This window comes from Chloroflexus sp., assembly GCF_034435895.1.
Taxonomy (GTDB): domain Bacteria; phylum Chloroflexota; class Chloroflexia; order Chloroflexales; family Chloroflexaceae; genus Chloroflexus.
Map to the genome: position 1 here is coordinate 1 of NZ_DAOTWH010000239.1, position 5,421 is coordinate 5,421.

At 61.6% G+C, this 5,421-nt stretch carries 6 protein-coding genes; 5 read left to right on the forward strand and 1 reads right to left on the reverse strand.

Annotated elements, in window-relative coordinates; genetic code table 11:
• The first annotated feature begins 178 nt into the window (after positions 1 to 178).
• Complete coding sequence (locus tag U9R81_RS13980) at positions 179 to 2,011, forward strand: VanW family protein (protein ID WP_322496049.1); 1,833 nt, start codon at positions 179 to 181, stop codon at positions 2,009 to 2,011.
• A 136-nt stretch (positions 2,012 to 2,147) separates the two neighbouring features.
• Positions 2,148 to 2,615, forward strand: coding sequence for a CBS domain-containing protein (locus U9R81_RS13985; protein WP_322496050.1), 468 nt, complete (start codon positions 2,148 to 2,150; stop codon positions 2,613 to 2,615).
• Positions 2,616 to 2,668: 53 nt separating this feature from the next.
• Here the strand turns inward: U9R81_RS13985 and U9R81_RS13990 are convergent, their stop codons facing one another.
• Positions 2,669 to 2,818, reverse strand: coding sequence for a hypothetical protein (locus U9R81_RS13990; RefSeq protein WP_322496051.1), 150 nt, complete (start codon positions 2,816 to 2,818; stop codon positions 2,669 to 2,671).
• Positions 2,819 to 2,901: 83 nt separating this feature from the next.
• Here U9R81_RS13990 and pdhA point away from each other — a divergent pair, with 83 nt between their 5' ends.
• From pdhA to U9R81_RS14005, 3 genes are all read left to right on the forward strand, one after another.
• Positions 2,902 to 3,969 carry a pyruvate dehydrogenase (acetyl-transferring) E1 component subunit alpha gene (gene pdhA, locus U9R81_RS13995; protein ID WP_322496052.1) on the forward strand — a complete coding sequence of 356 codons (1,068 nt, stop codon included), beginning with the start codon at positions 2,902 to 2,904 and terminating at the stop codon, positions 3,967 to 3,969.
• Between the two features lie 61 nt (positions 3,970 to 4,030).
• Complete coding sequence (locus U9R81_RS14000) at positions 4,031 to 5,026, forward strand: pyruvate dehydrogenase complex E1 component subunit beta (protein ID WP_322496053.1); 996 nt, start codon at positions 4,031 to 4,033, stop codon at positions 5,024 to 5,026.
• Positions 5,027 to 5,136: 110 nt separating this feature from the next.
• On the forward strand, positions 5,137 to 5,421 hold a 285-nt coding region (locus tag U9R81_RS14005), incomplete at its 3' end, for a lipoyl domain-containing protein (RefSeq protein WP_322496054.1).

Consider the following 5,421-nt stretch of genomic DNA (forward strand, 5'->3'; position numbering starts at 1 on the left):
GGCAGGGCATAGCCGGGCCACGTATGGCTAGGTTCGTACCGCTCAGCCGCGTCCTGCCGGGGCAGGGCATGGCCGGGTCGCGCACCGCCTGCGCGGCTACTTGACACTGCTCCTACGGCGCGTTAGACTGAAGGCGTCATCGCTGTTTTTCGCATTGGAATGCCGTTGCGAGACCATCATGGATCGTCCGCTGCCAGCCCGGATGCCCCGCGACCGCCGCTCATGGCTATGGCGCGTTATAGAATGGTTGCTCGTGCTCACCACGCTGGCTGGGTTGGCTGCGCTGCTTGGCTATGGCACGATCTTACTTGGCGAACGGCTGCTGGCCGAACGGATCTATCCTAACATTAGCGTACGTGGCCTGCCGATCGGCGGTCTGACCCGCGCCGAAGCCCGCGCTACGCTCCTCCGCCGCTACGCCGATTTTCTTGCCGCACCGATAACACTGAGCTTCGAGGGCCAACTCTGGCGACCGGCGGCTGAAGACCTTGGCCTCAGTTTGGCAATTGACGAGGCGATCGACTCGGCGTTTGCCCTCGGTCACGATCTCAATTGGCAAGCCAATGCCCGCATCGCCGCCGCCACATGGCAATACGGCGTTGATCTGCCGCTGCGCCTGCGCTTCGATCAGCGCATCGCCCAGCAAACGCTGCGCGCTATCGCTGCCGACATCGACCGCGCGCCGGTTGAGGCGAGCGTTGAACTGCGCAATGGGGTGATCGTCGTTGGTGCAGAGCAGTGGGGCCGGCAAACGCTGATCGATGACACGATCGCCGATATTGCCGCCGCCGTGCAGAGTCTGCAACCGCAAGAGGTAACGATCCGCACTCGCCTGCTCGAACCGCGGGTGCGCGATGCTGACCTCGCCCCTACCGTCGCCGAGCTGCAATTACTGCTGCACGGCCCGATCCGGCTCGAAGGCCGGGGCGGCCAGTGCCCCGCCGGTTGTCGCTGGGAATGGCCGGTACCCCAAATCGCCGCGTGGATCAAGCTCCGCAGTCTCACTGCGATCGATGGCCGCCCGGCAATGGCCGTGATGATCGATCAGGCCGCTATCCGCGCTGTACTGACACCGATCGCCGCTGCGCTGCGCGAAGAGGGCGGCTTGCCGCGGGTGGATTGGAATAACGGCAATCTGCGTATCCGCACCCCCGGCACGCCCGGTCGCGGCCTTGCGGTCGAAGAGGCGCTGGCCCGCATTAATGGCGCACTCTACAGCCACGAGCGCACCGTAACCTTGCCCTTGCGCGAATTGCCGCCGCCGGTCACTGCCGATAACCTCGCCGCATTGGGCATTACCGAACCGGTTGGCGTGGGGGTCAGCTCGTTCCGCAACTCGGCTGAGTATCGCATTACCAACATTCAAGCCGGTGCGCGCCAAATGGACGGCGTGCTCATTCCGCCCGGCGCTGCCTTCTCGTTCAACACGACCCTCGGCCCGGTCACCCCAGAGCGTGGCTTCGTCGAGGGGCTGGCTATCGTCGCCAACCGCACCCAAAAGGAATGGGGAGGCGGCCTCTGCCAAGTCAGCACCACCGTCTTCCGCGCCGCCTTCTTCGCCGGCTTGCCAATCACCGAACGCCACGAGCATTCGTTCCGCATTGGCTGGTACGAAGAGCTTGGCGAACCGCCCGGCCTCGATGCCGCCATCTTTACCGGCGTCCACGATCTGCGGTTTGTCAACGATACCGGCGGCTGGCTGCTCTTGACCAGCAAAGTTGATCTGCAACGCCAACAATTGACGATGATCCTCTACGGCCCGCCGAGCAACCGCCGGGTTGAATACGCTTACCGCATTTTCGAACGCACCCCGGCCCCGACCCAGCCGGTCTACGTTGATGATCCCACCCTGCCGGCTGGCGTGATCCGGCAGACCGATACCGCGCGCGACGGGTTGCGGGTCGAAGTCTATCGCACCGTCTATACCAATGGCGAAATCAGCCGGCGCGATACGATCCCCACCACCTTCCAACCATGGCCCGACATCTTCGTGCGCGGCACTAGTCGCTAACCGCACCGCTGCGCCTCACATTCCTACCACGCCGCCAGCTTGCCAATCTCTGCTATACTAAGGAAGAGTTGTTCGTGCAACTACTCTCGTGAAGAATGTCACGAATGCAACATATCGAAACGAAAGGTGTAGCGGAATGAAAGCGCGCGAGATCATGACCCGTGATGTGATTTGCATCACCGATGACGCCTCGGTCGAAGATGCCGCCCGCCTGATGGCGCGCAACCGGATCAGCGGCTTGCCGGTGATTAACGGTCACGGCATCTTGGTTGGTCTCGTCACCGAGCACGATCTGATCGCCAAAGAGGGGCGCACGGTCAAGGAGATTATGACCCGCAGCGTGATCAGCGTCAGTGCCGACACCGAAGTCGAACAGATCCAGCACCTGCTGACCAACCAGCGCATCCGGCGGGTGCCAGTGGTCGAAAACGGCAAAGTGGTCGGCATTGTCAGCCGGTCAGATCTGGTGCGTCAGATTGCAATGCGTTGGGTGTGCGGCGTCTGCGGCGAGATCGTGCGCTCGCTCGAATCACCCAAGCATTGCCCACGCTGCGGCGCCGACGCTGGCGCTTTCACCCACGAAGTGGTGCCGCCGGGCATGTAACTATAGATGTGGCGTTGGGGCAGCATTAGACGTTCACCCTGACGCGATGCTTGCTACCGGTTAATCGATCGCCAAGCTGCTGCTGTGCCATCACGCAGCAGACTGTTGATCTGCCGTTCACCAAACAATTGCATGCTGCCAGACCGATTGCACGTCTGGCCCATCCCAAGCGCGTCACCCGCCCACGGGGGTGTGGCGAACATACCAGATGGCGCGTTGCCTCGACACATGGGAACACTAACCCCTGCCGGAGCGAAGCGCCCAGCACACGAGAGGAGTCTCAACTATGGCCGAAGTAGCCGAAGCGGCTCAGCCCCTCCTTGAGCGCGCTACCGCCGATGAATTGAAGCATTACTACTATCAGATGCTCCTGTTACGGCGATTTGAAGAGCGCGCCGGCGAAATGTACGTGAAAGCGAAAATTGGCGGATACTGCCACCTCAATCTCGGCGAAGAGGCCACCATCGTCGGCCTCATGGCCGCCCTCACTCCCGACGACTACATCTTCACCAATTATCGCGAGCACGGTTACATTATTGCGCGCGGCGTGCCCCCCGGCCCGGTGATGGCCGAACTGTTCGGCAAAGAGACCGGCGTCTCCGGCGGGCGCGGCGGTTCGATGCACCTGTTCGACCGCAAAACCAACTTTATGGGAGGCTACGCGATCGTCGGCGGGCAGGTGCCGCTTGCCGTCGGCGCGGCGTATGCGCTGCGCTATCAGGGCAAGCCGGGGGTGGTCGTGGCCCAGATGGGTGATGGCACCACCAACATTGGCGCGTTCTACGAGTCGTTGAATCTAGCCAAAATCTGGAAGTGCCCAGTGCTCTTCTTTATCGTCAATAATGGCTACGGGATGGGCACCTCGGTGGAGGCCGGTTCATCCGAACCAGACCTGTGGAAGAAGGGCGCTTCGTTCCGCATCTATGGCGAACGGGTCGATGGCACCAATGTGCTGGCAGTGCGCGATGTGGTGCGCCGCTTGCGCGCCCGCGCCGAAGCTGAAGGCGAACCGGCGATCATCGACGCGGTCAGCTTCCGCTTCCGCGGACACTCGGTGATCGACGCTGACCGCTACCGCGATCCGGAGGCGGTGCGCCGCGGGCGCGAGCTGTACGATCCGATCCGCAAGTTTGCCGCCCTCTTGCTCGATCACGGCATCATTGACGACGCATGGCTGAAGAGCGTGGCCGATCGGGTCGAGCGCGAAGTGCAAGAGTCGATCGATTTCGCCAACAATAGCCCCGATCCCAAATTTGAAGATCTCTATAAGTATATGTATGCGACGCCGGTGCCGAACACACCGACCGCTGAGGATGCGATCCGCGCGGTGAAGATTAATCACGGCGAGTTTTAGCGGTGAGGTGCAGCGCAGCTATAACGATGATCCAGCGTGTCTGAACAAGTAAGAGGTTGCTATGCCTGTGATTACGTACCGCCAAGCGTTAAACGATACGCTAGGTGAGGAATTGGCCCGCGATCCGAATGTGCTCTTGATGGGCGAGGAGATCGGGGTCTTTCAAGGTTCGTACCGCGTGACCGAGGGCCTGTTGGCCAAATTCGGCCCCAAGCGGGTCGTTGACACCCCGATCGCCGAGGAGGGATTCGTCGGCGTGGCCATCGGCGCGGCGATGCTCGGTCTACGCCCGGTGGTCGAGATTATGACCATCAATTTTATTCTGGTTGCGATTGACCAGATCGTGAACCATGCCTCGAAAATCCACTATATGTTCGGCGGGCAAGTGAGTGTGCCGCTGGTGATCCGCACGCCGTCCGGCGGCACCGGCCAGCTAGCGGCCACCCACTCGCAGTCGTTCGAGAATTGGTTTGCCTATTGCCCCGGTCTCAAGGTTGTCGCCCCGGCAACGCCCTACGATGCCAAGGGCTTGCTCCGCGCCGCCATCCGCGACGACGATCCGGTGATCTTTATCGAGTCGCTGGCCCTCTACGATACCAAAGGCGAGGTGCCCGAAGACGATGATTACGTAGTGCCGATCGGCGTCGCCGAGGTGAAACGGCAGGGCGCCGATGTGACGGTTGTGTCGTATTCGCGTATGACCGCCATCGCTCTGCAAGTCGCCCAGCGTATGGAGCAAGAGGGGATTAGCGTCGAGGTGGTAGACTTGCGCTCGCTGCGCCCGCTCGACCGCCCCACCATTATCGAGTCGGTCAAGAAGACGAATCGCGCCGTGGTCATCGCCGAGGATTGGTATTCGTATGGCGTGACCGCCGAGATTGCGGCCACCATTCAGGAAGAGGCGTTTGATTACCTCGATGCGCCGGTGCAGCGCGTCGCCGGCCTTGAGGTGCCGCTGCCCTATGCCAAAGAGCTGTCGGCAGCCTCGAAACCGAATGCCAATAGCTTGATTTACGCTATCCGGCAAGTCATGCGCGGCACCAAGCGCTTGCGCTAAACTCGGCATCGTCCCTGCTCCTCGCTGGCAGGGAGCGGGGCTGGGGGTGAGGGGTCAAAACACGCCCATCCGAAATTTGCAAACTCATAGCATCAATAACGGGAGGCTCCATGGGTGAAGTAACCATGCCGCGTCTCTCCGACACGATGTCGGAAGGTACGGTGGGCCGTTGGTTGAAAAAGATCGGCGATTCGATCGCCGTGGGCGAGATTATCGCTGAGATCGAGACCGATAAGGCTACGATGGAATTGGAAGCGTTTGAGGCTGGCGTGCTCCAGCAGATTTTAGTGCCCGAAGGGCAGACGGTGCCGATCGGGCAGCCGATTGCGATTATCGGCAATGGCTCAGCGCCGGTGGCGGCTGCCCCGGCAGCTCCACCCCCCGCTACGGCAGCG

What these genes read in the sequence shown, in the direction of transcription:
- U9R81_RS13990 (WP_322496051.1), bottom strand. Translation starts at nt 2,818, where the DNA reads ATGTTCGCCACACCCCCGTGGGCGGGTGACGCGCTTGGGATGGGCCAG.
- pdhA (WP_322496052.1), top strand. Translation starts at nt 2,902, where the DNA reads ATGGCCGAAGTAGCCGAAGCGGCTCAGCCCCTCCTTGAGCGCGCTACC.
- U9R81_RS13980 (WP_322496049.1), top strand. Translation starts at nt 179, where the DNA reads ATGGATCGTCCGCTGCCAGCCCGGATGCCCCGCGACCGCCGCTCATGG.
- U9R81_RS13985 (WP_322496050.1), top strand. Translation starts at nt 2,148, where the DNA reads ATGAAAGCGCGCGAGATCATGACCCGTGATGTGATTTGCATCACCGAT.
- U9R81_RS14000 (WP_322496053.1), top strand. Translation starts at nt 4,031, where the DNA reads ATGCCTGTGATTACGTACCGCCAAGCGTTAAACGATACGCTAGGTGAG.